This window comes from Actinomadura sp. DC4, assembly GCF_030406325.1.
In the GTDB taxonomy this organism is placed as follows: domain Bacteria; phylum Actinomycetota; class Actinomycetes; order Streptosporangiales; family Streptosporangiaceae; genus Actinoallomurus.
Window position 1 is genome coordinate 248,274 of record NZ_JAUEQY010000006.1, and the last position, 24,683, is coordinate 272,956.

30 protein-coding genes, 1 pseudogene and 1 riboswitch are annotated in these 24,683 nt (G+C 71.2%); of the genes and pseudogenes, 14 read left to right on the forward strand and 17 right to left on the reverse strand.

From position 1 onward, the window contains the following. Window positions 1-2: 2 nt before the first annotated feature. Window positions 3-527: a hypothetical protein gene (locus tag QWU11_RS12555; RefSeq protein ID WP_290105371.1), complete on the reverse strand. Its 525-nt coding sequence runs from the start codon at window positions 525-527 to the stop codon at window positions 3-5. A gap of 121 nt (window positions 528-648) precedes the next feature. Continuing rightward, entirely contained in the window at window positions 649-1,098 is a 450-nt protein-coding gene (locus tag QWU11_RS12560; protein WP_290105373.1) for a carboxymuconolactone decarboxylase family protein, read from the reverse strand. 83 nt (window positions 1,099-1,181) lie between these two features. On the opposite strand from QWU11_RS12560, the gene QWU11_RS12565 reads away from it, so the two are divergent. Then, a complete protein-coding gene (locus tag QWU11_RS12565) occupies window positions 1,182-2,045 on the forward strand; it encodes a sigma-70 family RNA polymerase sigma factor (RefSeq protein WP_290105374.1) in 864 nt (287 codons plus the stop codon). Between the two features lie 185 nt (window positions 2,046-2,230). Here QWU11_RS12565 and QWU11_RS12570 read toward each other — a convergent pair whose 3' ends face one another. Next, entirely contained in the window at window positions 2,231-2,755 is a 525-nt protein-coding gene (locus QWU11_RS12570) for a helix-turn-helix domain-containing protein (protein WP_290105376.1), read from the reverse strand. 60 nt (window positions 2,756-2,815) lie between these two features. Between QWU11_RS12570 and QWU11_RS12575 the strand changes: the two genes are divergently transcribed. Continuing rightward, complete coding sequence (locus QWU11_RS12575) at window positions 2,816-3,766, forward strand: alpha/beta hydrolase (RefSeq protein ID WP_290105377.1); 951 nt, start codon at window positions 2,816-2,818, stop codon at window positions 3,764-3,766. Here QWU11_RS12575 and QWU11_RS12580 read toward each other — a convergent pair. Together QWU11_RS12580 and QWU11_RS12585 are read right to left on the reverse strand one after the other, a co-directional pair. After that, a complete protein-coding gene (locus QWU11_RS12580) occupies window positions 3,681-4,604 on the reverse strand; it encodes a LysR family transcriptional regulator (protein ID WP_290105379.1) in 924 nt (307 codons plus the stop codon). The two genes, QWU11_RS12575 and QWU11_RS12580, sit on opposite strands and share 86 nt — an antisense overlap. A gap of 23 nt (window positions 4,605-4,627) precedes the next feature. After that, the gene (locus tag QWU11_RS12585; RefSeq protein WP_290105381.1) at window positions 4,628-5,554 is read right to left on the reverse strand and encodes an NADP-dependent oxidoreductase; all 927 of its coding nucleotides are present in this window, start codon (window positions 5,552-5,554) and stop codon (window positions 4,628-4,630) included. Between the two features lie 48 nt (window positions 5,555-5,602). Here QWU11_RS12585 and QWU11_RS12590 point away from each other — a divergent pair, with 48 nt between their 5' ends. Beyond that, window positions 5,603-6,172, forward strand: a complete 570-nt coding sequence (locus QWU11_RS12590; RefSeq protein ID WP_290105382.1) for a TetR/AcrR family transcriptional regulator — start codon at window positions 5,603-5,605, stop codon at window positions 6,170-6,172. Between the two features lie 266 nt (window positions 6,173-6,438). Here QWU11_RS12590 and QWU11_RS12595 read toward each other — a convergent pair. Continuing rightward, window positions 6,439-6,609 (reverse strand): annotated as a pseudogene (locus QWU11_RS12595) (helix-turn-helix domain-containing protein); the annotation flags it as partial. A gap of 5 nt (window positions 6,610-6,614) precedes the next feature. Then, window positions 6,615-6,869, reverse strand: a complete 255-nt coding sequence (locus tag QWU11_RS12600; RefSeq protein ID WP_290105384.1) for an ATP-binding protein — start codon at window positions 6,867-6,869, stop codon at window positions 6,615-6,617. 325 nt (window positions 6,870-7,194) lie between these two features. On the opposite strand from QWU11_RS12600, the gene QWU11_RS12605 reads away from it, so the two are divergent. Both QWU11_RS12605 and QWU11_RS12610 read left to right on the forward strand, forming a co-directional pair. After that, window positions 7,195-8,010 carry a helix-turn-helix transcriptional regulator gene (locus QWU11_RS12605; RefSeq protein ID WP_290105385.1) on the forward strand — a complete coding sequence of 272 codons (816 nt, stop codon included), beginning with the start codon at window positions 7,195-7,197 and terminating at the stop codon, window positions 8,008-8,010. Next, window positions 8,007-8,162 (forward strand): DUF397 domain-containing protein, encoded by a 156-nt coding sequence (locus QWU11_RS12610; protein ID WP_290105386.1) that lies wholly within the window; start codon window positions 8,007-8,009, stop codon window positions 8,160-8,162. Before QWU11_RS12605 ends, QWU11_RS12610 begins: the two co-directional genes overlap by 4 nt. Here the strand turns inward: QWU11_RS12610 and QWU11_RS12615 are convergent. The 5 genes from QWU11_RS12615 to QWU11_RS12635 all read right to left on the reverse strand — a co-directional run bounded on the left by QWU11_RS12615 (window position 8,152) and on the right by QWU11_RS12635 (window position 13,593). Then, window positions 8,152-8,799, reverse strand: a complete 648-nt coding sequence (locus QWU11_RS12615; RefSeq protein ID WP_290105387.1) for a DJ-1/PfpI family protein — start codon at window positions 8,797-8,799, stop codon at window positions 8,152-8,154. The two genes, QWU11_RS12610 and QWU11_RS12615, sit on opposite strands and share 11 nt — an antisense overlap. Next, window positions 8,799-9,752 (reverse strand): GlxA family transcriptional regulator, encoded by a 954-nt coding sequence (locus QWU11_RS12620; protein ID WP_290105389.1) that lies wholly within the window; start codon window positions 9,750-9,752, stop codon window positions 8,799-8,801. The genes QWU11_RS12615 and QWU11_RS12620 overlap by 1 nt, the downstream gene beginning before the upstream one ends. Before the next feature lie 68 nt (window positions 9,753-9,820). Then, window positions 9,821-10,618 (reverse strand): alpha/beta fold hydrolase, encoded by a 798-nt coding sequence (locus QWU11_RS12625; RefSeq protein ID WP_290105391.1) that lies wholly within the window; start codon window positions 10,616-10,618, stop codon window positions 9,821-9,823. Between the two features lie 309 nt (window positions 10,619-10,927). Continuing rightward, window positions 10,928-13,093 carry an MFS transporter gene (locus QWU11_RS12630; protein WP_290105392.1) on the reverse strand — a complete coding sequence of 722 codons (2,166 nt, stop codon included), beginning with the start codon at window positions 13,091-13,093 and terminating at the stop codon, window positions 10,928-10,930. A gap of 62 nt (window positions 13,094-13,155) precedes the next feature. Continuing rightward, window positions 13,156-13,593 (reverse strand): MarR family transcriptional regulator, encoded by a 438-nt coding sequence (locus tag QWU11_RS12635; RefSeq protein WP_290105393.1) that lies wholly within the window; start codon window positions 13,591-13,593, stop codon window positions 13,156-13,158. Window positions 13,594-13,682: 89 nt separating this feature from the next. After that, window positions 13,683-13,770, forward strand: a riboswitch (SAM riboswitch). Between the two features lie 7 nt (window positions 13,771-13,777). On the opposite strand from QWU11_RS12635, the gene QWU11_RS12640 reads away from it, so the two are divergent. Continuing rightward, complete coding sequence (locus QWU11_RS12640; RefSeq protein WP_290105394.1) at window positions 13,778-14,389, forward strand: GNAT family protein; 612 nt, start codon at window positions 13,778-13,780, stop codon at window positions 14,387-14,389. A gap of 60 nt (window positions 14,390-14,449) precedes the next feature. Here the strand turns inward: QWU11_RS12640 and QWU11_RS12645 are convergent, their stop codons facing one another. From QWU11_RS12645 to QWU11_RS12660, 4 genes are all read right to left on the reverse strand, one after another. Continuing rightward, on the reverse strand, window positions 14,450-14,671 hold the full coding sequence (locus QWU11_RS12645; protein WP_290105395.1) for a hypothetical protein: 222 nt from the start codon (window positions 14,669-14,671) through the stop codon (window positions 14,450-14,452). 144 nt (window positions 14,672-14,815) lie between these two features. Beyond that, window positions 14,816-16,204, reverse strand: coding sequence for a glycine--tRNA ligase (locus QWU11_RS12650; RefSeq protein ID WP_290105396.1), 1,389 nt, complete (start codon window positions 16,202-16,204; stop codon window positions 14,816-14,818). A 188-nt stretch (window positions 16,205-16,392) separates the two neighbouring features. Continuing rightward, the gene (locus QWU11_RS12655) at window positions 16,393-17,571 is read right to left on the reverse strand and encodes a DUF1906 domain-containing protein (RefSeq protein WP_290105397.1); all 1,179 of its coding nucleotides are present in this window, start codon (window positions 17,569-17,571) and stop codon (window positions 16,393-16,395) included. A 113-nt stretch (window positions 17,572-17,684) separates the two neighbouring features. Continuing rightward, window positions 17,685-17,975 (reverse strand): antibiotic biosynthesis monooxygenase family protein, encoded by a 291-nt coding sequence (locus tag QWU11_RS12660; protein WP_290105398.1) that lies wholly within the window; start codon window positions 17,973-17,975, stop codon window positions 17,685-17,687. 65 nt (window positions 17,976-18,040) lie between these two features. Here QWU11_RS12660 and QWU11_RS12665 point away from each other — a divergent pair, with 65 nt between their 5' ends. From QWU11_RS12665 to QWU11_RS12695, 7 genes are all read left to right on the forward strand, one after another. Then, the gene (locus QWU11_RS12665) at window positions 18,041-18,316 is read left to right on the forward strand and encodes a DUF6703 family protein (protein ID WP_290105399.1); all 276 of its coding nucleotides are present in this window, start codon (window positions 18,041-18,043) and stop codon (window positions 18,314-18,316) included. Between the two features lie 50 nt (window positions 18,317-18,366). Then, entirely contained in the window at window positions 18,367-19,257 is an 891-nt protein-coding gene (locus QWU11_RS12670; RefSeq protein WP_290105400.1) for a metal ABC transporter substrate-binding protein, read from the forward strand. Next, the gene (locus QWU11_RS12675; protein ID WP_290105401.1) at window positions 19,254-20,009 is read left to right on the forward strand and encodes an ABC transporter ATP-binding protein; all 756 of its coding nucleotides are present in this window, start codon (window positions 19,254-19,256) and stop codon (window positions 20,007-20,009) included. Before QWU11_RS12670 ends, QWU11_RS12675 begins: the two co-directional genes overlap by 4 nt. Beyond that, the gene (locus QWU11_RS12680) at window positions 20,006-20,827 is read left to right on the forward strand and encodes a metal ABC transporter permease (RefSeq protein ID WP_290105402.1); all 822 of its coding nucleotides are present in this window, start codon (window positions 20,006-20,008) and stop codon (window positions 20,825-20,827) included. The genes QWU11_RS12675 and QWU11_RS12680 overlap by 4 nt, the downstream gene beginning before the upstream one ends. After that, window positions 20,824-21,192 carry a transcriptional repressor gene (locus QWU11_RS12685; protein WP_290105403.1) on the forward strand — a complete coding sequence of 123 codons (369 nt, stop codon included), beginning with the start codon at window positions 20,824-20,826 and terminating at the stop codon, window positions 21,190-21,192. Before QWU11_RS12680 ends, QWU11_RS12685 begins: the two co-directional genes overlap by 4 nt. Before the next feature lie 154 nt (window positions 21,193-21,346). After that, window positions 21,347-21,886 (forward strand): transcriptional regulator, encoded by a 540-nt coding sequence (locus tag QWU11_RS12690; protein WP_290105404.1) that lies wholly within the window; start codon window positions 21,347-21,349, stop codon window positions 21,884-21,886. Then, entirely contained in the window at window positions 21,883-23,190 is a 1,308-nt protein-coding gene (locus tag QWU11_RS12695) for an MFS transporter (RefSeq protein ID WP_290105405.1), read from the forward strand. Before QWU11_RS12690 ends, QWU11_RS12695 begins: the two co-directional genes overlap by 4 nt. Window positions 23,191-23,207: 17 nt before the next feature. Here the strand turns inward: QWU11_RS12695 and QWU11_RS12700 are convergent, their stop codons facing one another. Continuing rightward, window positions 23,208-23,924 carry an SDR family NAD(P)-dependent oxidoreductase gene (locus QWU11_RS12700; RefSeq protein ID WP_290105406.1) on the reverse strand — a complete coding sequence of 239 codons (717 nt, stop codon included), beginning with the start codon at window positions 23,922-23,924 and terminating at the stop codon, window positions 23,208-23,210. Between the two features lie 80 nt (window positions 23,925-24,004). Here QWU11_RS12700 and QWU11_RS12705 point away from each other — a divergent pair, with 80 nt between their 5' ends. Next, the gene (locus QWU11_RS12705; RefSeq protein WP_290105407.1) at window positions 24,005-24,637 is read left to right on the forward strand and encodes a TetR/AcrR family transcriptional regulator; all 633 of its coding nucleotides are present in this window, start codon (window positions 24,005-24,007) and stop codon (window positions 24,635-24,637) included. The last annotated feature ends 46 nt before the right edge of the window (window positions 24,638-24,683 follow it).

The following is a 24,683-nucleotide window of genomic DNA, read 5'->3' on the forward strand; positions in this document are numbered from 1 at the left end:
GTTCACGGGGCGAGCTTGCGCATCACCTGGGTGACGACGAGCGCCGGTACGACGCACGCGAGGGCGAGCTGCGGCCAGCGGAGACCGTGCGGGAGCGGTAGGGCGATGATCGCGAGAGCGCCGGACAAGAGCATGAGCAGGGCGAGCAGGCCGGCGAGGGACTCGGACGGCGCGGTGGCCCAGCCGACCCGGCGAACGAGCCAGATCAGGATCACGAGGGCCAGGACGAGGCTCATCGTCGCGGCCTGGCCGGTACGGCTGTCGACGAGCAGGGACACCACCGCCACCAGGACGATTCCGGCCACGAGTGCGATCCACCCGTTGGCGAATCCTCGTGGCCGGTGTGGTGGGGGTGCCGGCTCTTCCGGGCGTGCGTGCGCGCCTTGCCGGCCGGGCGCGGGCGCGCCGCTCGACGGGCCGAGGCGCTGCCAGCGGGCTTCGCGTAACTGCGAGGCCGACAGGATCGTGCTCGTCACGCCGAAGACGATCGTGAGCACGATGGAGATCACGTTGGTCGCGGTGGACACGCACCAAGTGTCCGCCGCGCCGGGCGCCTCCACCAGCCCTCGGAAGGGAACAGGATCGGGCTGATCAGATGGCGTTCACGGGCCTCCGCGAACACGGCTCGGGGCGTAGGCCCCGCCCGGCTCACCAGGTCTTGCCGGCCTGCTCCCGGGTCGTACGGTTGATCCGGTTGAAGAAGTTGGTCAGTGCGATCTCCAGGATGATCGCGGACAGCTGCCTCTCGTCGAAGTGCGCGGCGGCCGCGGCCCAGATCTCGTCGGTCACGCCCGGCGCACCGTCCTGGATGCGGGTGGCGGCCTCCGTCAACGCGAGCGCGGCCCGCTCCTCCTCGGTGAAGAAGGGCGTCTCGCGCCACGTGACCACGTTGTGCAGCCGCTCGTCGGTCTCCCCGCGCTTCTTCGCCGAGGCGACCCCCGCGTACACGCACGGGCTGCAGCCGTTGATCTGGCTGGCCCGCAGGTGGACCAGCTCGAGTACGAGCGGGTCGGCGCCGCCGGAGTGGATCGCCTTGCCCAGCTGCTGGATCGCGCCGATCACGTCGGGATTCGCCGGGCTCGTCACGCGTGCTTCCATCGGTCCTGCTCCTTCGTCGGTTACCCGAGCCCGTCCGGGCCCGTCATCTCCCATGACGGAACAGATCCGAGGAAGGTAACGACATGTCCGACACCAGCCCGATGGCCGAGGCGTTCGAGGCCCAGCGCGGCCGGCTGCACGCGGTCGCCTACCGCATGCTCGGGTCGCACGCCGACGCCGAGGACGCGGTCCAGGAGGCCTGGCTGCGGCTCTCCCGCCAGGACACGGTGGCCATCCACAACCTCGCCGGCTGGCTGACCACGGTGGTCGGCCGGATCGGCCTCGACGTCCTGCGCGCGCGCCGGGCCCGCCCCGAGGCGTCCTACGACGTCCGGCTGCCCGACCTCGTCGTGACGGCCGACGACGCCCCCGCGCCGGAGGACGACGTGGCCCTCGCCGACTCGGTCGGGCTGGCGCTCCTCCTCGTCCTGGAGTCCCTCGGCCCGGGTGAGCGGCTGGCGTTCGTGCTGCACGACCTGTTCGCGGTGCCGTTCGAGGAGATCGGCCGGATCCTCGGCAGGTCCGCCGACGCCACCAAGATGCTCGCCAGCCGCGCCCGCAAGAAGGTACGGGCGGCGGAGCGGCCGGCCTCCGCCGTACGGGAGCAGCGCGAGGTGGTCCAGGCCTTCCTGGCGGCGGCCCGGCACGGCGACTTCGAGGGCCTGCTGCGCGTGCTCGACCCCGAGGTACGCCTGACGGTCGACGGTGGCGCGGCCGTCGTCCTCGGCGCCACCGAGGTCGCCGCGAACGCGCGCCTGTCCGCCGGCGCGGCCGCGCGGGGACGCCCGGTGCTGGTCAACGGCCTCCCCGGGGTCGTGTCCTGGCGCGCGGACGGTACGCCGCTCTCGGTCATCGCCTTCACCGTGACGGGCGGCCGGATCACCGAGATGACGGTCGTGACCGACCCGTCCAGACTCGCGTCCCTGGACCTGCCCGACCCTGGGTGACGCCCCACCGGCGATCGGCGGCCCTGGGGCCTGTCTCGAGGTCTCCGTTCGTGACGAGCGGTGTCCAGGCGGCGCGTCGCAAGGCGGAGGAGGAGTCGGCCTGGTGCTGGCCGGCGACCGACGACAACGCGGCGAGGCGCCGCCTGGGCGTCGCGCAGTAGGACAGCGGGACTTCGAGACAGGCCCTAGCCTCCGGCCGGGAACAGGATCGGGCTGATCAGGTGCCGGGTACGGCCCGGGCCCGGGCCGCCGCGCATCTTCTCCACGATGACGGCGCGCAGCCCCTCGATCAGCTCGGCGCGCTCGTCCTCGGTCAGCCAGATCGCGTGCTGGCGGTAGCCCACCTGGTCGGCGAACGGGTCGGGATCGCGGTCGAGGTAGGCGTTGAACTCGGCCAGCAGCGTCGCCATCGCCACCGCGAACACCCGGCGGTGGTCCTCGGCCGAGACCGACGCGGCCGTCTCGGCGTCGATAACGGCGCGCTCGCGGTGCAGGCGGTACCGGCGTTCGACCGCGCCGCGTACCCGCTGCTCGCCGTCGACGTCGAGCAGGCCCCCGTCCGCCAGCAGGCCGACCTGCCGGTACACGGTCGCCTTCGACACATCCGGCAGGAGGGCGCACAGCTGCGCGGTCGTCAGGGCCTGGTCGCCGGACATCGCGTGCACGATGCGCAGCCGCACCGGGTGCAGGAGCAGGTCCACCGTGTCCATCGACGTACGATCTCATGGCTGATACCTTTCTCAAAATTGAGAATGATCGAGGAGTCACCCATGTCCTTTCCCACGCCCGAACCGCCCCCGCGAGGACGCCTGTACGACGTCGGCGGCCGGCGCCTGATGCTCCACCGCTCCGGCACCGGGGGCCCGCCCGTGGTCTTCATCCCCGGCTCCGGCCTGATCGGCCTGGACTACGTCAACATCCAGGACCGCGTCGCCGGGCTCACCACCGCCGTCGTGTACGACCGCGCGGGCACCGGCTGGAGCGACCCGGCCGACCTCCCCCGCACCGCCGCCGAGGTCACCGACGAGCTGCGCGCCCTGCTGGACGCCGCCGGGGTACCCGCCCCGTACGTGCTGGCCGGTCACTCACTCGGCGGCGCCTACGCCCGCCACTACGCGCAGCGCTTCCCCGAAGAGGTGGCCGGGCTCCTGCTCCTCGACCCCTTCCACGAGGAGATGGTCACGCGGGCGCCGAAGCAGGTCCTCGACATGCTGGCCGAGATGAAGGGCCGTGACCTGCCCGAACCCACCGACGAACAGCTCCAGGCCGCCCGCGAGCAGCTCGCGCGGCACTTCGCCGCCTGGCCCGAGCCCGTACGCGGCCCGCTCGCCGAGCGGCACCTCTCCTCGTGGCGGACCGCCTGGAGTGAGGACGGCAACCTCTACGACGAGGTCGCCGGCGAGCTCCGGCACGCGCCGGCCCTGCCCGACGTGCCGCTGATCGTGCTCAGCGCGATGGGGCACGACGCCGTCCAGGCCCACCTGTGGCCCGAAGACGTCCTTCGCGAGATCAACGAGGGCAAGCGCGCGCTGCACGCCGAGCTCGCCGCGTCGGTGCCCCGCGGCGAGCATCGCACCGTCGACGCCGGGCACGGGTGGGTCCACGAGGAGCGCGCGGACGACGTGTTCGCCGCGGTCAGAGAGCTGCTGGGGCCGCCCACGCCGGAGTCCACGTCCCCGCGTCGGGCCGTACGGAGCCCAGGTGGTCACGGAGCGTCCTGAGCGCCGGGTGCGGGTTGTCGCCGCGCCAGATCAGCGAGTGCGGGTACACCGGCGTCGGGCCGCGTACGGCGATGCGCCGCAGGCCGTAGTCGGCGGGGTAGACGAGGTGGGTCTGCTCGCCCACGAACGTCGCCAGGGCGGGCGACCCGGCGAGCGTGTCCAGGAGGGGTTCGGTGCCGGAATGCGGGCCGACCCGGTCGATGGTCAGCCCGAACGCCTCGGCCAGGTCGCCGTAGTAGGCGGCCCACTCGGTACCGGGGACGATGCCGGGCATCCAGATCGCGTGCCCGGCGAGCGCGCCGGGCGTGACCGCGGGCGCCCCCGCGAGCGCGTGGGCCGGTCCGGTCAGGAACTCCACCGGCTCGTCGTGCACCCGCACCGCCTCGACGCCGTCCGGCGGCCGCCGCGTGACGGCGCGGAACGACGCGTCGATCGCGCCGGAGCAGACGGCGGCGATGGCCGAGTCGGCGTCGAAGAGGGTCACGATGTCGAGTTCGGTCCCGGGGTGCGCGCGGTAGAAGTCGCGCAGCAGGGCCGCGGGGCCGAGCCGCCGGCCGATCACGTCGACGCGCAGCGCTCGCCGGCCGGGCCGTACGGACGCGGTGGCCCGTTCCCCGGCCCGGAGCAGGTCACGGGCGTGGGGCAGGAACGCCTGCCCGTCGACGCTGAGCCGCGCCCCGCGCGCCGTACGCGTGAACAGCCGTACGCCGAGGTCCCTCTCCAGCGCGGCGACCCGTTTGGAGACGGCCTGCTGGCTGATCGACAGGTCGGCCGCCGCCGCCTGGAACTGCCCCGCGTCCGCGACGGTGACGAAGGTGCGCACGGCGTCGAGATCCACGCCGCCTGACCCTAGTCCTGTCCTCACGCGCCGACCCGCAGGACCACCTTTCCGCGCGCGTGACCGCTCTCGCTGAGGCGATGGGCCTCCGCGGCCTCCGCGAGCGGGTACGCCCCCGCCAGCGGGATCGCGAACCGGCCCTCCCGCGCGAGGTCCGCGGCCACCGCGAGACCGTACAGCGCGGGTTCGGCGTTCGCCCGCGGACCTGCGATCCGGGAGAACTCCACGCCGTACGCCTCCGCGCGGGCGTCGGCGATCGTCACCACGCGCTCCGGGCCTCCCGCGATCGCGACGAGATCCGGCAGCGAACCGGAACCCGCGCAGTCCAGAACGGCGTCGACGGGCACCGCGACCCGCTCCGCCAGACCCTCGCCGTACGTGACCGGGACGGCGCCGAGGCCCTGGAGAAAATCGTGGTTGACCGTACGCGCCGTCCCCACGACCGTGGCCCCGCGAGCGCGGGCGAGCTGCACCGCGACCGTGCCCACCCCGCCCGCCGCACCCTCGACCAGCAACGTCGTCCCGGGGCCGACGCCCAGCCGGTCGAGGGCGCGCGTGGCCGTCTCGACGTTGGCGGCGGCGCCGCCGGCCTCCTCCCAGCTCAGCTCCGCGGGCTTGGCGGCCCAGGCGGTGAGCACGGCGTACCCGGCCACCGCGCCGCCGAGCCGGGACACGTCGGTCCAGCCGAACACCGCGTCGCCCGGCCGTACGTCCGTCACTCCCGCACCGATCTCGTCGACGATCCCGGCGGCGTCGATCCCGGTCACGTGCGGCAGCGTGAGGGGCACGAACTCCTTCAGCCGCCCGGCGCGCAGGTTGCAGTCGCCGATGTTGACCCCGGCCGCCCGTACGGCGATGCGTACCTGGCCGGGGCCCGCGTGGGGTTCGGCGACCTCGGCGAGTTCGAGCACGTCAGGGGGGCCATAGGCGGAGAAACTGACAGCGATCATGCGCCCGACGTTAGGGGGATTTTCGCTCTCCCGGCTAAAGTGAGAGCGGTGACGGAACGTTTGCCCCACTACGCCCGCTCCGACGCGCGTGACAACCGCGAGCGCATCCTGGAGGCGGCCGGCGCGGCGTTCGCCGCCGAGGGCGTCGACGTCACCATGCGCGACCTCGCCCGGCGCGCCGGTGTCGGGACGGCGACCCTCTACCGCCACTTCCCGACCAAGGAGATCCTGGCCACCGAGGCGTTCACCCGGCGGATGGCCGCGTGCGCGGACGCGGTCGAGCGAGGGCTCGCCGACCCCGATCCGTGGCGTGGTTTCCGTACGGTGGTCGAGGAGGTCTGCGTACTGCACGCCCTCGACCAGGGGTTCGCCTCCGCGTTCACGGCCACGTTCCCCCGGGCGGTCGACCTTTCGCGCGTACGCGAGCGGGGGCTGCGGTCGCTCGCGCTGCTGGCCCGGCGGGCCAAGGACGCCGGGGCGCTGCGCGCCGACTTCGTCCTCGACGACCTGATCCTGGCGCTCATGGCCCACCGCGGCATTCGCGCGGAGTCGCCCGCCGCGACGGCCGCCGCCGCCCGGCGGCTGGCCGCGCTGCTGATCCGGTCGTTCCGCGCCTGAGGCGAATCCTCCGCCGGTGTCCCTGACGGCCCGGGTCGTACGGTGGAGGCGCTCTTGACCTGCCGGTGTGGTCAGTCGTTCTCGTGGCCGGGGCGGCGTCCGCCGCGGGTTCTGAGGGTGGTCCGGCCGCCGAGGACGCGCCGCATCACGCCATAACTCGTGCCGAACCTCTGCGCGACCTGGCGAATCGTCCAACCCTGGTCGTACAGGCGCGCGGCGTCCTCGGCCATCATCCGCTCGGCGGCCTGGTCGGGCGTCTCCTGGCCGAGGATCGCCAGAAGCGTCGCCCGGCTGTAGCGGCGGTGGCCGCCGGGCGTGTACAGCGGCGTGAGTTTCCCTTCGCGGGCCCATCGGGCGATCGTCGTCGGGCGTACGCCGAAGAGTTCGGCGACCTCGCGCGGCCTCAGGAGGTCGTCCCGGGGGTCGGGTGCGCTGATCGTTCTCACATCCTGCGCCCGGAACTCACGGTGGCCGGGGTCTCCTCGCCGCCGGCCACCGCCCAGACAGTTTTGCCGCCCTGGTCCTCCAGCCGCCAGCCCCAGTCCTTGGCGCACGCGTCCACGAGGAGCAGGCCGCGCCCGTCGACGCGCTCGACCGAACGCCGTTGGCGGTCCGGCAGCGCCTCGCTGCCGTCCCACACCTCGATCAGGGCGGTACTCCCCTGCCTCGACAGCGTGAGGTGAAAGACCTCGCCCATTTTCAGGGCGTTGGTAACGAGCTCGGCGACGATGATCAGCGCGTTATCCGCTATTTCTAGAATGTCCCAATCAGCGAGCGCTATCTTCGTCAGCAGCCGGGCCTGTTCGGCCGCGATGGGATGCGGCGGGAGTGGGAACCTATACGTAGGGCACCCGCCGCTATCGACTTCTGATATCGCCCGCATTCCTCGCCCTTTTCTTTTGCCGATTCGGTGACTAGACTCACATGGGCGGTTACAGTTAGCGACTAACCGGTGTACACCGCTTCGTAACCCCCGTTAAGACGGACTAAACCCCCCAAATCGGTTTGTTGTGGAGGTCACCATGGTGGCTCAGAAGGACCCCTACGAATTCCCCGCGATGCGCGCCTTCGCCACCGAGCTCGAGGCCTGGCGCGGCGTTATGTCAAAGGTCGAACTCGCCGAGTCTCTCGGCTACACGCCCCAGCTCATCGGGCAGATCGAGGGCGGCAAGAACATACCGTCCAAAAAGTTCGCCGAAGATCTCGACACGTTCTTCGAAACCAACGGAGTCTTCGTACGACTCTGGAAGCTCATCGCCGAAACCAAGCACATATCAGCCCTCCCACCAGGCTTCCCCCGGTTCCTGGAGTTGGAGGGAGAAGCGAGTGCGATGCGGGCCTTCGGCGTTCTACTGGTCCCCGGCTTGGTTCAGACAGAGGCGTATGCTCGCGCGATCCTCAGGACCATCCAGCAGTCTGACGCCGTCGAGCAATTCGTGGCCTCTCGCATGGAGCGGAAGGCGATCCTAAACCGCGAGAAACCGCCACGCCTCTGGGTGACGTTAGACGAGCGTTCTCTGCGTTCCGGTATCGGCGGTCCTGATGTCATGCGCGGTCAGCTCGAACATCTCCTAGAGATATCCAAGCGGCCTAACGTCATGGTCGAGGTCGTGACCGAGACTGAGGGCGAATACGCCGGCCTAGAAGGTGACCTCGTCCTGCTGAGCTTTGAAAACCAACCCGACGCCGCCTACACCGAAGCGTCCGGACGAGGGCAAGTCGTGGAGGACCCGGCCGGGGTCGCCGAGTTCCACGTAAGGTACGACTTGATCAGAGGACACGCCCGACCGGTTAATGAGTCCCGGAAGTTGATCGAGTCGATCCTGGAGAGCCTATGAACACGCCAGACTGGCGAAAGAGCAGTCGCAGCGGAGGCAGCGGCGGTAATTGCGTCGAGGTGACCCTGCTCCCCTGGCGAAAAAGCAGCCGCAGCGGAGGCGCATGCGTCGAGGTGGCCGAGGTCGGCACGCTCCCGAATGTCACTCGCTGAGCGAGGACTGCACGACGAGGTCGCTCGTGCGTAGGGCCTCGACGAGGGCGGCCGGGGCGGTGCCGGTCGAGCCCATGGTGTAGGGCGGCTTGGGGTCGTACTCCACCACGAGCTGGATGGCCTCGGCGATCCGGTCCCCCGCGATCCGGCCGGTCAGGTCCAGGGCCAGGTCGATCCCGGCCGAGACGCCGGCCGCGGTCGCGTACTTGCCGTCGACGACCACCCGTTCGGTGACCGGTACGGCACCGAACACCGGGAGGTACTCAAGGCAGTTCCAGTGCGAGGTGGCCGGACGCCCGGTGATCAGCCCGGCGGCGGCCAGCAGCAGGGAACCCGAGCAGACCGAGGTCGTCCAGGTGGTGGCGGCGTCGACGGTACGGATCCAGTCGAGGATCGGTTCGTCCGCGATGAAGTCCCTGGTCCCGGGACCGCCCGGGACCAGGACGATGTCCGGGTCCGTCACCTCGCCGAGCGCGGCGTCGGCGGTGAGGGCGAGGCTGCCCATCTCCGTTCGCACGGGGCCGGGGCGTACGGCGGTGAAGACCACCTCGGCGCCCGGGATACGGGAAAGAATCTCGTACGGGCCGACGGCGTCGAGCGCGGTGAAGCGCTCGTACAGCAGGATGGCGATCTGCATCAGTTCGCTCCTCGGAAGCGGTTTCGGTATTCGGTGGGCGGCACGTGGAGGACGCGGACGAAGGCGCGCCGGAGGGACTCGGGGGTGCCGTAACCGCAGGAGCGGGCGATCTGCTCGACCCCGTCCTCGGTGTCCTCCAGCCGCCGGCGCGCGGACTCCAGCCGTACGCGATCGACGTAGTGTCCGGGCGTCACGCCCACCTCGGCACGGAACGCACGGGCGAACTGCCGGGGCGACAGCGCGGCCCGCCGGGCGAGCGCGTCCACGGAGAGATCGGCGTCGAGGTGCTCGGCGATCCAGTGCTGCACCTCGCGCAGAGGGTGCCGTTCGGCGAGCTGCGCCGCGAGCTGCGTACTGAACTGCGCCTGCCCGCCCGGCCTGCGCAGGAACATGACGAGATGCCGGGCCACCGACAGCGCGACCTCGCGTCCGAGATCCTCTTCGACGAGGGCGAGCGCGAGGTCGATCCCGGCGGTGACGCCGGCGGAGCTGGCGATGTTCCCGTCGCGTACGTAGATGGGCTCGGCCTCGACGCGGGTACCGGGAAACCGGCGGGCGAGCGAGTCGCAGTACGCCCAGTGCGTGGTCGCCCGCCGCCCGTCGAGCAACCCGGCCTCGGCGAGCAGGAACGCCCCCGTACAGACGGAGACGACGCGCTCGGCGCCGGCCGCCAGTTCGGAGATCCGCCGGACGACGTGTGGATCGGGCAGGGCGGTACCCGCCCCGCCGGGCACCAGAAGCGTGTGCGGCGGTTCCGCGCGGTCGAGGTCGGCGTCGGGCAGCAGCCGCAGCCCGCTGGAGGTCCGGACGGCACGCCCGCCGATACCGGCGGTGGTGATGCGGTACGCGCCCGGCCGCCCGGCGGAGGTCCCGTCGAACACCTCCAAGGGGCCGGTCACGTCGAGACTCTGCAACCCGTCGAAGAGGACGATGAGCACTTCGCGCGGCGACATTCCTCAAGCGTGGCAGCGCCGGTGGATGGCAGCAATGACGCGTTTCCCACCTTTCCTGCCACGAGCTTTCACTCGGTGAGGAAGCCGGTGATGGCGGCGGCGATGGCCGGGTAGTCGTCGCCCAACCAGATCATGTGACTGAGCGCGCCACTCTCGACCAGCCGCGCGCCGGGAATGGCCGAAGCCAGCGCCTCGGCATGAACGTACGGAACGGACCCGTCGCTACGCGTGGCGATCACCAGGGTCGGCTGCCGCACCTGAGCGGCCGGCCGTCCGGGCGCGGCCGTGATGCGGAGGTCGTTACCGAACCCGGCCCCCGAACGCATCCGCCCGAACATCGCGAGCAACGCCGCCCGCTGCGGGGCGGTGAGACCGGCCAGCACCTCGGCGACCGGCCGGGTCGTCAGGGGCGACATCAGGAGCCGCTGCGCCAGGCCGGGGGCCCGGCGGACAAGGCCGTGGATCAGCGCCCAGATCACGGGTTCGAGCAATCGCCCGAAGACCACCCGGCCTCCGAGGCGGGTAAGCCGGTCGGGCCAGGGGACGGGCCCAACGGCACTCTGCAGGATGAGCCTCCGCACCAGCCCGGGATGCCGCGCCGCCAGCGCCACCGCGACCGGCCCACCCGCCGACTGCCCGACGACGTCGACGGCCCCGAACCCGAGCACCCCGCACAGCTCGGCGAGAACGTCGGCGAACCGATCGGGCGAGGCCCCGGTGGCCAGCGGAGTACGACCGTAACCGGGCCGCGACGGAGCAAGAACCGTGTACCCGGCGTCGGCGAAGACCTCTTCCCCAAGCGGCAACCCCGCCCGCATGTGCCCGCCATGCAGCATCAGCACGACGCCCGGCCCACGCTCGGCCAACCGATACTCCACCGGCCCACCGGAAAGCCCGATCACCCGCGTCGCACACTCCACCTCAGCCCGCCCTCTCAGCCATCGTCAGTACCGCAACCCGCCGCACGAGCCGGCCCCTGACCGGGCGGCACTCGCCGTACGTTGAGGCAACATGAGCTAAATGCAACCACCGGAATGGGTGCTGGCGGACGGCACCCGGCTTGATCTGGAACTTGAGGCGAGCGAGTCAGGCGGCCTATCAGCAGGGCGACGTCCAGACCGCCCGCGAGCTCCTCCAGCGTGAGGCCGAGGCCGACCCGCTCGAGCGGAGTTGACCTAGACGTTCGCCGGGCGAGGGCGGTCGACCAGCTTGAGAATCTCCGTGGTCGTGGCCGTCTCCCCGAGCTTGGGGAAGATGCGTTCGACGCTGTTGCGGTGCGCGCCGGCGTCGAGGTCCGTCATCGCGTCCGTGACCAGCACCACCTCATAGCCGTGCTCCCGCGCCGCGCGGGCGGTCGACTCCACGCCTCCGCTCGTCGCGACCCCCGTCAGCACGAGCTGGGTGACGCCCAGCTCCTGCAGCTTGGCGTGCAGCGGCGTGTCATGGAACGCACCCCACGTCCGCTTCGTGACGAGGTGGTCCTCCGGCCGTACGGAGAGTTCGTCCACGAGGTCGGCCCAGTCCGGCGAAGACGTGACGTCCGGAGACCCCGACTCCGTGCGGCCCGGCGCCCGGCCCATCACGTTGACCAGCACCACCGGCAGCCCCTGCCGCCGGAACGCCTCTGCCAGGCGAGCCGACCGGCGTACGACCTCCTCCACCGGATGCACCGCGGGCAGCCCGACGACGCCCTTCTGCAGGTCGATCACGACGAGGGCCGCCTTCGGACCGATCACCGGCGGCGGGGGTACGGGCCGGCCGCCGCGCAGCAGCGAGGCCACGGCGGCCAACGCCGCCAGGCCCGTCGACACCGCGAAGACCACCACCAGCCCATGGTGGAACGGTGCCGCGATCAGATGCGGGAAGAACTCCCGGCCCGTCAGGGTCCGCCGATCGGCGGGAGACAGCGACCCCAGCGCCCCGCTCGGCGCCAGCAAGGTCTGGATCGGGTTCACACCCAGGATCGCCGCGAACAGCGATGACACCGGCGGCAGCGCCCCGACCTGGTGCGCGACCCCAGAAGGCACGCCGTTCTGCTGAAGGCCGCCGGTCAGCGTACGCGGCAGGCTCCCCGCCAGGCCGGCGATCATGAGGGAGAAGAACACCCCGATCGACAGCGACGTCCCGGAGTTCTGGAACGTCGACCGCATCCCGGACGCTGCCCCCCGATGCCGCGCCGGCACGCTGCTCATGATCGCTGAGGAGTTGGGCGAGCTGAACATGCCCGTACCCACGCCGTTGGCGGCGATGAACAGGGCGAACGCCCAGTACGGGAAGTCGACCGGCAGCAGCATCAGGCCGACGAAGCTCAGGCCGAACACCACCATCCCTGCCGTCGCGAAACCCCGGGCGCCGAACCGGTCCGACAGCAGCCCCGACACCGGCCCGGCCACCAGGAACCCACCGGTCAACGGCAGCAGGAAGATGCCGGCCCACAAAGGCGTGTCGCTGTAGTCGTACCCGTGCAGCGGCAGCCAGATCCCCTGCAACCAGATGATCAGCATGAACTGCAGGCCGCCCTGAGCGAGCCGGGTGGCGAAGCTCGCCGCGTTGCCCGCCGCGAACGCCCGGATGCGCAGCAGGCCGATCTGGAACATCGGCTCGGCGACATGAGTCTCGATCACGACGAACGCCACGAGCAGCGCGACGCCGCCGGTCAGGGTGCCGTACACGAAGGGGTTCGCCCAGCCCATGGCATGACCGTGGTACGGGTGGATGCCCTCGGTGATCGCGATCAGGACCGCGCTCAGGCCGACGGCGAAGGTGAGGTTGCCCCACCAGTCGATGCGGGCGGGGTGGCGTTCGCCGTTGTCGCGGAGCCTGCGGTACGCCCACCAGGTGCCGAACAGACCGACCGGAACGTTGACCCAGAAGACCGCGCGCCAGTCCCAGATCGCCAGCAATCCCCCGGCGACCAGGCCGATGAACTGCCCGGCCAGCCCGGCGACCTGGTTGATGCCCAGCGCGAAACCACGCTGGCGCGCCGGGAACGCGTCGGTGAGGATCGCGGCGGAGTTCGCGGTGAGCATCGAGCCGCCGATCGCCTGGAGCATCCGCCAGCCGATGAGCCACAGCGCCCCGTGCCTGCCCTGGTACGGGTCGAAGGACAGCAGGATCGAGGCGATCGTGAAGACCAGGAACCCGGCGTTGTAGATCTTCACGCGCCCGAACATGTCGCCGAGGCGCCCGACGGGGACGACGAAGACCGCCTGGACGAGCCGGTAGCCCATGATCATCCAGAGCAGGTAGCCGACGTTGGCGGGCGCCAGGGGGTCCAGGTGGATGCCGCGGAAGATCGCCGGCAGTGCGATGAGGACGATCGAGCCGTCGAGCACGGCCATGAAGACGGCGGCCGTGGTGTTCGAGAGCGCGACCCACTAGTAGCGATCCTCGGACGTGGCCGTCACAGGTTCAGCGCCAGCCGCTCGATCAGCGGCGCCGCCGCCATGAGCTGCCGGTGTTCCTCGGGGGTGAACCCGCCGGACAGGGCCTGGGCGATCTGCTGGATGCGCGCGGTGCGCTTGTTGCGCAGGTGGTCGCGGCCCGCGTCGGTCACCGACAGGACGACGCGCCTGCCGTCGTCGGCGTCGGGGCGGCGGTCGATCAGGCCGCGGGACTCCAGGGTGGCGAGCGTGGCTCCCATCGACTGGGGGCTGATCTGCTCGGCCCGCGCGAGCCCGCTCGCCGTACTCGGCCCCGCGCGGTCGAGGCGCGACAGCGCCGCGGTCTCGGGCAGCGTGAGCTCGCCTGAGACCGGCGCCTGCCGCAACCGGCGGCGAAGCAGCCCCACGCTCACGACCAGCGCCGCGGCGACGTCATCCACATCCAGCTCGTCCGACATATGCTCAACATAGACTGATAAGGCCAGACTTAGCAACTCCTGGAACCCGTTTGACGCCGCCCCGGCGCCAGGGCACGATCTCCAGCGGAAGATCATCCAGAGGATCCGAGGGACCTGGCCCTGTGACGATCCGGCAACCTCCTGCGGGAAAGGTGCCAACGCCAGGAACGATGAGGAGAGCCCGATGAGCCTGCGGCTCGATGTCCCCGTGCTGCGTGGAGCGAACGTCCGGCTGGAGCCACTGACGATGGGGCACGCGGCGGACCTGGCGCTGGCAGCGGAGGAGGACCGTTCCTCCTACGCGTTCACCGTGGTCCCCCGTGCCGACGAGGTCGAGCGGTACGTGGCGACCCAGCTCGCCCGCGACGGGCTGACCCCCTTCGCGCAGATCCGGTCGCGGGACGGCATGGCGGTGGGATGCACCGCGTTCTGGGATCCCCGGACGTGGCCGGAGCGGCCCGATCTGCGCGCGATCGAGATCGGCTGGACCTGGCTCGGGGCGTCGGCACAGGGCACCGGGATCAACGCCGAGGCGAAACTTCTCCTGTTCACCTACGCGTTCGAGACGCTGGGCGTGGCACGCGTCGACCTCAAGACCGACGCCCGCAACCAGAGGTCGCGCCGGGCCATCGAGCGCCTCGGCGCGCGCTCTGAGGGCGTACTGCGCAGGTGGTCGCCCTCATGGGCGCCCGGCGAAGCGGGCATGCTTCGGGATTCGGCCATGTTCTCCGTGCTGGCCGACGAATGGCCGACCGTGAGGTCGGCGCTGCGGGCCCGCCTCGGCAGCCTCACCTGACGAGAAAGAGCCCAGGCCAGAGACGTGCTCCCCGGCCTGGGCCCGAACGCGTGCCGCTCGTTACTTGTTGGCCGCGTGGAGCTCGGCGAGAGACTGGGCCGCGCGAGCGTACGGCAGGTTGCCCAGGTCGGCGATCGTCTTGATGCCGAGCGCCTCGTACAGGGCCTCGCCGTTACGCTCCGAGACGCCCTTCAGCGCCGACACCGGGGCGGCCATGATCTCCGGAAGGCTCTTGTCCGCCCATGCCTTGTCGAGCACGTTGGTCAAGTCGATCTCAGCCACTGATGTCCTCCAGGGACGTGTCGGGGGTTGGGCTTCCGGACAACTGCCCGCGTCGCGCGGACAAATGCCCGCATCGCCCGCTTTTCTACCGCGTCATGGGCGTACGCGGGTCCGAAACACCCGGAATGACCCCCGCGGGCCAGGTCAGCAGCCCAGGAGACGCGTGGCCAGAAACGCCTCGACCTGGTCCAGGCCGATGCGCTCCTGCGCCATCGAGTCGCGCTCCCGCACGGTCACCGCGTTGTCCTCGAGGGTGTCGAAGTCGACCGTGACGCAGTACGGCGTGCCGATCTCGTCCTGGCGGCGGTAGCGGCGGCCGATCGCGCCCGCGTCGTCGAAGTCGACGTTCCAGTTGCGGCGGAGCCGGGTGGCCAGGTCCTTGGCCTTGGGCGACAGGTCGGTGTTGCGCGACAGCGGCAGCACCGCGACCTTGACCGGCGCGAGCCGGTGGTCGAGCCGCATGACCACGCGCTTTTCCATCTTGCCCTTGGCGTTCGGCGCCTCGTCCTCGTTGTAGGCGTCGAGCATGAACGTCAGCACGCACCGGTCGACGCCCGCCGCCGGCTCGATGACCCAGGGGACGTAGCGCTCGTTCTTCTCCTGGTCGAAGTAGGACAGGTCCTGGCCGGACGCCTTGGCGTGCGTGGAAAGGTCGAAGTTGGTGCGGTTGGCGATGCCCTCGAGCTCGCCCCACTCGCTGCCGGGGAAGTTGAAGTGGTATTCGACGTCGACGGTGCGCTTGGCGTAGTGGGCGAGCTTTTCCTTCGGGTGCTCGAACAGCCGGAGGTTGTCCTTGGCGATGCCCAGGTCGACGTACCACTGGAATCGCGTGTCGATCCAGTACTGGTGCCATTCTTCGTCGGTGCCCGGCTCGATGAAGAACTCCATCTCCATCTGCTCGAACTCCCGCGTACGGAAGATGAAGTTGCCCGGCGTGATCTCGTTGCGGAACGACTTGCCGATCTGGCCGATGCCGAACGGCGGCTTGCGCCGCGCGGACTGCTGCACGGCCGCGTAGTTGATGAAGATGCCCTGCGCGGTCTCCGGGCGCAGATAGGCGAGGCCGGACTCGTCCTGCACCGGGCCGAGGTAGGTCTTGAGCAGCCCGTTGAACATCTTCGGCTCGGAGAACGCGCCCTTGGTGCCGCAGTTGGGGCAGCCGAGGTCGGCCAGGCCGTTCTCCGGGGGCCTGCCGTGCTTCTCCTGGTACGCCTCTTCGAGGTGGTCCGCCCGGTAGCGCTTGTGGCAGGACTGGCACTCGGTCAGCGGGTCGACGAACTCCTTGACGTGACCGCTCGCCTCCCACACCTCACGGGCGAGGATGACGCACGAGTCGAGACCGACGACGTCGTCGCGACCCTGCACCATGGACTTCCACCACTGCCGCTTGACGTTGTTCTTCAGCTCGACGCCGAGCGGTCCGTAGTCCCACGAGGCGCGCAGCCCGCCGTAGATCTCACTGGAGGGAAAGACCAGGCCCCGGCGCTTGCTGAGGCTGACAACGGTCTCCATCACATCGGAACGACGGGCCATGAGTGATCTCCATCCGGCTGGCAGTCGGCGGTGTTCGGTGCGGAATATGACGTATGGCGCCCGGCCCCGCCGATTCGCGGCTGGAGCCCGACGCCCTGGATCTTCAGCTTAGGACACCGCAGGTCATGCCGCGCCCCGAAACGCCTCGGAGCGTCACTGGAGTGTCACTGCGCATCACCGGCCCCGGATCAGTCGACGTCTCCGTCGACGGCGTCGCTGTCGATCTTCAGCCGTACGCCGCCGTGCCGCTCGACGTGGTCGCCGCGGTACTGCTTGATCCGGTGGTGGCCCGGCCACCAGGCCTCGTTCATCCAGCGGTCGGCCCACACGTCAGGCTTACGGTTCCAGTGTGCGAACCAGATGGCCGTCGGCTTGTTGATCCCCTCGGCCTGGCCCAGGTCGCGGATGCCCGACGCGACGCTGCTGTAGATCCCCGGGGTGTACTCCAGCGCCCGTACGCCCCGGCTCCAGGAGTCGACGAACGTCAGGACCGCCTGCCGGCAGGACGCGCCCCCGCCGTACGCCTCCAGGTCCATGTAGAGCGGCGTCCTCGGCGCCAGGCCCAGGGCCACCGCGTGGTTCACCGCGTCGACGGCGGACAACTGGCCGGCGAGGGCGGCGTTCCCGGGCGAGAACCGCGGCCGCGAGGCCGTGCACGGCGCCTGCGGCCCGACGTACGTCGGGATCAGCCGCCAGCCCATCGCCCGTACGGCCGTCACCCAGCCGCGGGTCAGCCGCTCCTGCGAGCACGCGCGCGCCGGGCCGCCGATGTAGATGTTGGCGGCCACGAAGTCGCCGCGCCACGCGCGCATCGCCGCCAGCGACGGCGCCGTGCACGTGTCGAAACCGGGGCCGGTGACCCAGTGGCCCCGCTCGCCACTCCTGCGCTCGGCGCTCTGCGGGGCGGTGCGCCTGATCCCGCCGATCACCCGGTCCAGCTCGCGGGAGTCGCCGCCGTACGAGCCGGTGATCAGCACCCCCGCTCCGGGGACGGCCGCGCGGACCTCTCTGGTCGCCGGGTCCCGTACGGTCACCGCCGGCAGCCCGGCCACCCGGTCCGCCGGGCGCCCGGCGAGCAGGCCGGTCGCCAGCGAGGCGGTCTGGTCGGTGAGCGGCTCGATGTGGAGCGCCTCCGTACGGCCGACCGCGTGGGCCGGGCAGAGCTGGTTCTCCCCCGCCGGGCCGAGGTAGAGCGCGTGCCGGTCGAAGCGCACGCACTCGGTCGAGGAATGACCGAGGCGGTGGACCGGCCAGCCGGCCGGAACGGTGATCCGCAGTCCCTGATAGTCGACGGTCGTGTCCGCGTGCGCCGGCGTTCCCGGGATCAGTGCTCCCAGGATGCAGGCGAACAGGCCGGCACGAAGCATCGCGTCCCCCCGAGGTCGTGGTCCCGTACGGCGACGATCGTCACAGGTGGGGCACCGCGATCCGGGAGCGCGCGGCGTACTTGTGCGGTATTTCGGCGGCCTCGCCCGGATCTTTACCCTTCGGGGGTCTCGACGATCTCGTACGCGCCGGCCTCGTCGATGGCCAGCGTGGACAGCGGGATGAGCGCCACCCGCACGTCGTACGCGCCGAGGGCCCGCCGGTAGTAGCCGGCGCCGTCCCAGTCGGTCACCATCGCCCACAGGTCGGGGTCGTCGACCGCGCGGCCGAGGCGGCCGGAACGGTGACCAGGGCTCTTCTCCACGGCGCTCAGGACCTCCTGGGCCGTACGGACGAAATCGTCGGTCTGCGTCGCGGGAACGCGATAACGGGTGATGGCCAGCACCCGACCATGATGCCGGACCCGTGGCGGCGCGCACACCGGTGACATGGATGCGCCACCATGGAGGTGTGTCATCCAAAACCACGGTCCGGCGGCAGAGCGCCGTCTTCCTCGCCTACGTGCACCAGTTGCCCCGGTGGGCGCCGCTGATCCTGCTGCCCGCCCTGCTCATCGCCGGGATGGCGATACCCGGGCCGGTCGGCGCGATCCCGCTGATCCTGCTGGCGTTCGTCGTCTGGTTCCTGTTCATGGCCACGCCGCCGCGCAACACGTCGCACCTGCTGATCCGGTACGCCGTGCCGCTGCTCCTGGTCGCCGTGGCGGTCGCCAAACTTCTCGCCTGACCAAACATCTGGTTTTGACAACCATTTTCATGTTCATTCATACTCAATGGGTGGTAACCCGTCGATTCCTGTGCCTCGCGCTATCCGCCGCCCTGCTGGCCGGCGGATGCGGAGCGCGAGCGAGCGGCGGAGGCAAACCCAAGATCGCCGCGGCGTTCTACCCGCTCGCCTGGCTGGCCGGACAGGTCGCCGGGCCGGGCTTCCACGTCCAGAACCTCACCAAGCCCGGCGCCGAGCCGCACGACCTGGAGCTCACGCCGCGCCAGGTGATCGACGTCGGCGAGTCCTCGCTCGCCTTCTACGTCAAGGGCGTGCAGCCGGCCGTGGACAAGGCCGTGCGCGAGCACGCCAAGAACCACTCTCTCGACGCCGAGACCCTGGTCACGACGTTGCCCGCGCCGCAGGACGAGACGCACGACGGCGCCCACGACCCGCACCTGTGGCTCGATCCGACCCGCTTCGCCACGGTCGCCACCGCCCTCGGCGAGCGCCTGGCCCGGATCGACTCCGCCGGCGCCGCGGGCTACCGCGCCCGCGCCGCCCAGGTCGTCACCCGCCTGAACGCCCTCGACGGCGAGTTCCGTACGGGCCTGCGTACGTGCGCGCGCAAGGACATCGTCACCGGCCACTCCGCCTTCGGCTACCTCGCCGCGCGCTACGGACTCCGGCAGGTCGGGGTGTCCGGGCTCGACCCCGAGGCCGAGCCGTCGCCCCAGCGCATGGCGGACCTGACCGACCTCATCCGCCGTACGGGCGCGACCACGGTCTTCACCGAGACGCTGGCCAGCCCGAAGACGGCCGCCACGCTCGCCCAGGAGGCCGGGGTGCGCACCGAGGTGCTGGACCCGGTCGAGGGCGTCAAGCACGGCTCCCACGACGACTACTTCTCGATCATGCGCCGCGACCTCACGACGCTCCGCACCGCACTGGGATGCTCATGAACCTTCCCTTCTCTGTGACCGGCGGCGAGGTGCGGCTCGACCGCCGGCTCGTCCTGCGCGGCATCGACCTGGCCGTACGGCCCGGCGAGGTCGTCGCGGTGATGGGCGCCAACGGTTCGGGCAAGTCGACCCTCGTACGCGCGCTGCTCGGGCTGATCCCGCTGTCCGCCGGGCGGGCCGAGCTGTACGGCGTGCCGCCGTCACGGTTCCGCGACTGGAGGCGCATCGGGTACGTCCCGCAGCGGCTGTCGATCGGCGGCGGGGTGCCGGCGACCGTACGCGAGATCGTCGCCTCGGGCCGGATCGCCCGCCAGTCGCGGCTCCGCCCGGCCTCGGCCGCCGACCGCCGGGCGGTCGACCGCGCCCTGCAGGCGGTCGGCATGGCCGACCGCGCCCGCGACCCGGCGCAGGAGCTGTCCGGCGGCCAGCAGCAGCGCGTGCTCATCGCGCGCGCCCTGGCCGGCGAGCCCGACTCCCTCGTCATGGACGAGCCGACCGCCGGCGTCGACTCCCGCAGCCAGGAGACGCTGGCCGGCACCCTCCGTGAGCTGGTCGGGCTGGGCCGTACGGTCGTGCTCGTCGCCCACGAGCTGGGCCCGCTGGAGCCGCTGATCACCCGCTCGATCGTGCTCGACCAGGGCCGGATCGTGCACGAGGGGGTCCCGCCGTCCCCGCAGGGCGACTGTGCGCGCCCCGGCCACGACCACGTACACCCGCACGCGCCCGCCGAGGAGCCCGGCCTGCTGTCATGATCGAACTCCTGTCGTACGACTTCCTGCGCCGCGCGCTGATCGCCGCCGTCCTCGTCGGCGTCTCCGCGCCGGCCGTCGGCACGTTCATCGTGCAGCGGCGCCTCGCCCTGCTCGGCGACGGCATCGGCCACATCGCCCTGACCGGCGTCGGCCTGGGCCTGCTGACGCGCACCTCCCCCACGATCTTCGCGCTGCTCGTGTCGGCCCTCGGCGCGGTCGCGATCGAGCTCCTGCGCGTGCGCACGCGTACCGGCGGGGACGTCGCCCTGGCGCTCCTGTTCTACGGCGGACTGGCCGGCGGCGTACTGTTCGCCAACCTGTCGGCGGGCAGCGCGAGCCTGAACAGCTACCTGTTCGGCTCGATCAGCAGCGTCAGCACGAGCGACCTGTACGTCGTGGCGGGGCTGGCCGTGGCCGTGCTGGTCATCCTGGCCGTGTTCGGCCGCGAGCTGTTCGTGCTGTGCCAGGACGAGGAGGTGGCCCGCGCGAGCGGCCTGCCGGTGCGGTTCCTGTCGCTGCTGATCGCGGTGACCGCGGCGCTGACCGTGGTCGTGGCGATGCGCGCGGTCGGCCTGCTGCTGGTCAGCGCGCTGATGGTGGTCCCGGTCGCCGCCGCGCAACAGGTCACCCGCGGCTTTCGCGCGACGGTCGGCCTGGCGATGGCGGTCGGCGTGATCGCCGCCGTCGGCGGCCTGTGGGTGTCGGTGGACGCCGACATCGCCCCCGGCCCCACGATCGTCCTCCTCGCGATGGCCGTCTTCCTCGCGGCCGTCGGGGCTGGAAGACTGATCCGCATGCGCCGTACGGAGACCCCATGACGGGCAGACGGGACGACGTACGCCAGGCCCTGGCCACCACGGACGGTTTCCGCAGCGCCCAGGACATCTACGCGGGCCTGCGGGCCGCGGGTTCGAGCATCGGCCTGACCACGGTGTACCGCGCGCTGCAGAAGCTGAGCGACGCGGGCGAGGTCGACGTCCTGCGCACCGACGAGGGCGAGGCGGTCTACCGCGCCTGCCGTACGGACGAACACCACCACCACCTGGTCTGCCGCGTCTGCGGCCGCACGGTGGAGATCGAGGGCCCGGCGGTGGAGAAGTGGGCCGAGGCCATCGGCGCCGAACACGGCTTCAGCGACGTCACCCACACCGTCGAGGTCTTCGGCACCTGCTCGGAGCACTGAGCCGTTCTACGGTTCGGCGGGATGGTCCTGGCCGCCGGGCGCCTCCGCTCGACGATGCGCGGCCGGCCTCTGCCCCGACCTCCGTCTCGGCCTCGGCCGAAAAAGTCCGCCAAAACGGTTGCCGAATGGTCAAGAGTCGTTGACCATTGGGGGCGTGCCTACCGATGATCTCCCCGAGACGTTCCACGTGACCAATGACGAGCAGCTCCGCGCCGTCTCCAACCTCACGCGTCACCGGATCATGGCCATGCTCCGCTTCGAGCCGGCGACGATCACGCAGATCGCCCAGCGGGTGGGTCTCGCGAAGGGGAGTTCCAGCTATCACGTGCGACTGCTCGAGCGGGCCGGCCTGGTGAAGGTGGTGCGGACACGGAAGGTGAGAGGGGTCACCGAGCGGTACTACGCGATGGCCGCGCGGTCGATCGAACTGCCGGATCCGGGGCCGGGGCAACCGGACGTACTGCTGCGGAACGCGGTGGCGGACCTGGAGGCGTCGCCGGCGGACGGCGAGAGGCACGTGCGGATGGCGCATCTGCGGCTCACCGAGGAGCAGTTCACCGAGCTGGGGGCGCGGCTGGAGGCACTGGCGGATGAGTACCGGGCGCTGTCCGATCCCTCACTTCCCGACGCGTCGCTGGTCTTCGCGCTGTTCCAGCCGGCCCCGCGCCGGCAGGTCGAGGGGGACGCCAAGTGACCTCGAATCCGAAACTGCCCGCCGGCTTCGGGCGGCTGTGGACCGCGCAGACGGTGTCCTCGCTCGGTGACGGCGTGACGCATGCCGCGCTGCCGCTGCTGGCACTGACGTTGACGCGGGATCCGATGGCGCTGGCCGTCGTCACGGCCGCCGGAACGCTGCCCTGGCTGCTGTTCGGAGTCCTCGGCGGTGCGCTGGTGGACCGCTGGGACCGCCGCCGCACGATGTGGGTCGCGGACACCGCGCGTGCCGTACTGCTCGCGATACCGGCGGCCGCGGCCGCGCTCGACGTACTCAGCATTCCGCTGCTGTCGGCCGTAGCCTTCCTGCTCGCCCTCGGCGGGCTCTTCTTCGACACGGCCGCCACGGCCTATCTGCCGGATCTGCTCGGCCGCGACCCCGCGCTCCTCGAAGGCGCCAACTCCCGCCTGCGCGGCACCCAGACCGCCGCGTCCGGCTTCGCCGGGCCACCCGCGGGCAGTGCGCTGCTCGCGCTCGGGCGGGCGGTTCCGCTGCTCACCGACCTGGCCTCGTTCGTGTTCTCCGCACTGCTCGTACGGTCGCTGCCCGCCGTGCCGCGGTCCACCGCCGGCGTCGGCGAATCACTGCTCCGCCAAGCGCGGGCCGGGGCCTCCTACGTCTTCCAGGATCGGTTGCTGCTCGGCCTCGCGCTCCGTCCGGCGGTCGGGAACATCGCCTTCGTCGCCGTGGAGACCGTACTCGCCCTCTTCGCCCACGAGCGCCTCGGCATCGGCCCCTTCGGCTTCGGGCTGCTCCTCACGGCGGAGGCCACCGGCGGCCTGCTCGGCGCGGGCGTCGCCTCCTTCCTCGGCCGGCGGCTCGGCACCGGCACCGCACTGACCTGCACGGCCGCGATCGAGGGGCTCGCCATCCTGGGACTCGCCGCCGCCCCGGATCCGTACGTGGCCGGGCTCGCACTCGCCGTCTGCGGAGCGGGCATGGGCGCCACGATGGTGCTCGGCCCCTCCCTCCGGCAGGCGATCGTCCCGGCCCATCTGATGGGCCGGGTCGCCTCCACCTCCCGCATGCTCGCCATGTGCGCCGCCCCGTTCGGCGCCTTCCTCGGCGGCTGGCTGGCCACCACCTATGACCTGCGCACTCCGCTCTACGCCGCCGCCGGCCTCCTCCTGTCCATGACCGCCGTCACGGCCACCCTGACCAGCAATCGCCGAGTCGAGACGGCGCTGCGCGACACCGCCTCGACCGGCGGACCGGGTCAACCGGAACCAGAGGATCGCGTTCGGGAGGGCGCCCCCGAACCCGCCGGGACTCCGGCACGCTGAACTCCCCGCGCCTCCGCCTAGAATCCGGCGTTGAAGGTCGCTTCGGGGCGGTCGCGGTCGGTGTAGAGGGTCCAGGCGGTTTCGGCGATCTTGTCGGGGTCGAGGGTGCCGATGCCCTTGAAGGCCTCCTGCGAGGTCAGCAGGGTGTGGATGTCGCCGCGCTCGATGAGGCCGCCGATCGTCAACGTGCCCGCGTAGACGCCGTGTTCGGCCAGGCCCGCGTTGAGTGTCAGGGCGTAGTTGCGGAGCGCCGCCGAGGCGACGGCCAGGTCGCCGAGGGCGGGCATCGGCACGACGGAGCTGAGGCCTCCGGCGAACAGCAGCCCGCCGTCCCCGCGTTCCGTCATGGCGGGCAGCACCTTGGCGACCACGTCGACGGCCGGGTACACCCAGCTCATCGCCTGCCGCACGCCGTCGGACGTGGTCCCGGTGATCGGCACCGGCCGGACGCCCGGGTCGGCGGCGCCGGGTCCGTAGTAGACGACGTCGATGGTTCCGTGCCGCTCGGCGACGGTGTCCAGGACGGCGAGGAGCCGGTTCTCGTCGCGTACGTCCGCGGTGTGGGAGGTGGCCTCGATGCCCGCCTTGTCCAGATCAGCGACGTAACCGGCGTGGCGGGTGTCGCTGCGGGACACGAGGGCCACGGTGAAGCCCTCGCGGCCGAACCGGTGCGCGATGGACATGCCGAGGCCCGGGCCCGCTCCGATGACGAGCGCGGTCCTGTGTGAGGACATGGTGTCTCTTTCTCTTATTATGAGGTAACCCTCAAGTTAGCATGAAATTGAGGGTTACCTCGACTTTCTATGATGGGGTGATGACACCCAGGCCGCTGCGGGCGGACGCCGCGCGTAACCGCGACAAGCTGCTGGCCGCCGCCGTACAGGTCTTCGGCGAACGCGGCCTCGACGCGCCGCTGGAGGAGATCGCCCGCCGCGCCGGGGTCAGCATCGGCACGCTCTACAACCACTTCCCGGCGCGGGAGACGTTCTTCGACGCGATCTTCCCCGAACGCCTGGCCGCCCTTGACCGCGTCGCCGAGGCGGCCCTGGAGGACCCCGACCCGTGGAACGGTTTCGCGAGCTTCCTCGAGGGTCTGTTCGCGCTCCAGTCGCAGGACCACGCCCTGAATGACGCGCTCGCCCTGCGGTTCCCGGTGAGCCCGGAGGTACGCGAGGCGTGCCATCGCGGCTTCCAGCACGCGGACCGCATCATCGAGCGCGCCAAGGAGAGCGGCCGGCTGAGGGCGGACTTCAAGCCCCAGGACCTGTCGACGGTGATCTGGGCGATGTCCCAGGTGATCCGCGAGTCGATGGACGTGGCCCCCGAGGCGTGGCGCCGCTGCCTGGCCTTCTTCCTCGACGGCCTGCGCGCCGAGGCCGCCCACCCCATCGAGGTCCCGCCCATGACGGAGACCCAGCTCGCCACGATGATGCGCCGCCGACGATAAACGCGCGCCCTTTATAGCCCCTTAGCGAAACATCAGGACATAAGCG

Excerpts from the sequence above, each read along its gene's own strand:
- QWU11_RS12600 (WP_290105384.1), bottom strand. The coding sequence starts at position 6,869 with ATGGGCGAGGTCTTTCACCTCACGCTGTCGAGGCAGGGGAGTACCGCC.
- QWU11_RS12705 (WP_290105407.1), top strand. The coding sequence starts at position 24,005 with ATGACACCCAGGCCGCTGCGGGCGGACGCCGCGCGTAACCGCGACAAG.
- QWU11_RS12675 (WP_290105401.1), top strand. The coding sequence starts at position 19,254 with ATGAACCTTCCCTTCTCTGTGACCGGCGGCGAGGTGCGGCTCGACCGC.
- QWU11_RS12635 (WP_290105393.1), bottom strand. The coding sequence starts at position 13,593 with ATGTCGGACGAGCTGGATGTGGATGACGTCGCCGCGGCGCTGGTCGTG.
- QWU11_RS12655 (WP_290105397.1), bottom strand. The coding sequence starts at position 17,571 with ATGCTTCGTGCCGGCCTGTTCGCCTGCATCCTGGGAGCACTGATCCCG.
- QWU11_RS12575 (WP_290105377.1), top strand. The coding sequence starts at position 2,816 with ATGTCCTTTCCCACGCCCGAACCGCCCCCGCGAGGACGCCTGTACGAC.
- QWU11_RS12610 (WP_290105386.1), top strand. The coding sequence starts at position 8,007 with ATGAACACGCCAGACTGGCGAAAGAGCAGTCGCAGCGGAGGCAGCGGC.
- QWU11_RS12700 (WP_290105406.1), bottom strand. The coding sequence starts at position 23,924 with ATGTCCTCACACAGGACCGCGCTCGTCATCGGAGCGGGCCCGGGCCTC.
- QWU11_RS12620 (WP_290105389.1), bottom strand. The coding sequence starts at position 9,752 with ATGTCGCCGCGCGAAGTGCTCATCGTCCTCTTCGACGGGTTGCAGAGT.
- QWU11_RS12565 (WP_290105374.1), top strand. The coding sequence starts at position 1,182 with ATGTCCGACACCAGCCCGATGGCCGAGGCGTTCGAGGCCCAGCGCGGC.
- QWU11_RS12605 (WP_290105385.1), top strand. The coding sequence starts at position 7,195 with ATGGTGGCTCAGAAGGACCCCTACGAATTCCCCGCGATGCGCGCCTTC.
- QWU11_RS12680 (WP_290105402.1), top strand. The coding sequence starts at position 20,006 with ATGATCGAACTCCTGTCGTACGACTTCCTGCGCCGCGCGCTGATCGCC.
- QWU11_RS12570 (WP_290105376.1), bottom strand. The coding sequence starts at position 2,755 with ATGGACACGGTGGACCTGCTCCTGCACCCGGTGCGGCTGCGCATCGTG.
- QWU11_RS12615 (WP_290105387.1), bottom strand. The coding sequence starts at position 8,799 with ATGCAGATCGCCATCCTGCTGTACGAGCGCTTCACCGCGCTCGACGCC.
- QWU11_RS12560 (WP_290105373.1), bottom strand. The coding sequence starts at position 1,098 with ATGGAAGCACGCGTGACGAGCCCGGCGAATCCCGACGTGATCGGCGCG.
- QWU11_RS12585 (WP_290105381.1), bottom strand. The coding sequence starts at position 5,554 with ATGATCGCTGTCAGTTTCTCCGCCTATGGCCCCCCTGACGTGCTCGAA.
- QWU11_RS12650 (WP_290105396.1), bottom strand. The coding sequence starts at position 16,204 with ATGGCCCGTCGTTCCGATGTGATGGAGACCGTTGTCAGCCTCAGCAAG.
- QWU11_RS12685 (WP_290105403.1), top strand. The coding sequence starts at position 20,824 with ATGACGGGCAGACGGGACGACGTACGCCAGGCCCTGGCCACCACGGAC.
- QWU11_RS12640 (WP_290105394.1), top strand. The coding sequence starts at position 13,778 with ATGAGCCTGCGGCTCGATGTCCCCGTGCTGCGTGGAGCGAACGTCCGG.
- QWU11_RS12630 (WP_290105392.1), bottom strand. The coding sequence starts at position 13,093 with ATGGCCGTGCTCGACGGCTCGATCGTCCTCATCGCACTGCCGGCGATC.